Annotated in this window: 1 protein-coding gene; it reads right to left on the reverse strand. The window is 41.7% G+C overall.

Going from position 1 to position 444, the window contains the following annotated elements:
• Window positions 1–444 (reverse strand): fibronectin type III domain-containing protein (locus ACVC43_RS04325; protein WP_452223344.1); only part of this gene is annotated, 444 nt, incomplete at both ends.

Genomic DNA, 444 nt, shown 5'->3' on the forward strand with positions numbered 1-444 from the left:
TTGCACATCTGTATTAAAGGTAAATGGTCCTGCCCATATACTTTGTAATCCGCCACAATCTGCCAGTACATATACTTCGTAAGCAGTAAGCCCTGTCAAGCCTGTAGCCATAAATCCTGGTGTGTTTGTTACAGTTCCAGCACCTGTTGGTGTTCCTGTTCCTGCAGGTTGGATAACATACTCCCATTGTGTCTCGCCGTTATTGGCTGTCCACGAGATATCTGCTGAAGTATCTGTTATATTAGCAGCCATAATATTACTTGGTGCAATACAGAAGTTACCACAGGTTTCTACTGTAATCTGATCTATAGACATGTCACCTTCAAAACCATTTCCTGTTCCACCATAGCTAAACTCAATGTAGATAACTTGTCCTAAATAAGCGTCTAAATTAACACCTATTGGCACCCAAGCTTCTGCATCTGTCGTTTGGTAAGCACCAAT

This window comes from Lacinutrix chionoecetis (assembly GCF_053604665.1).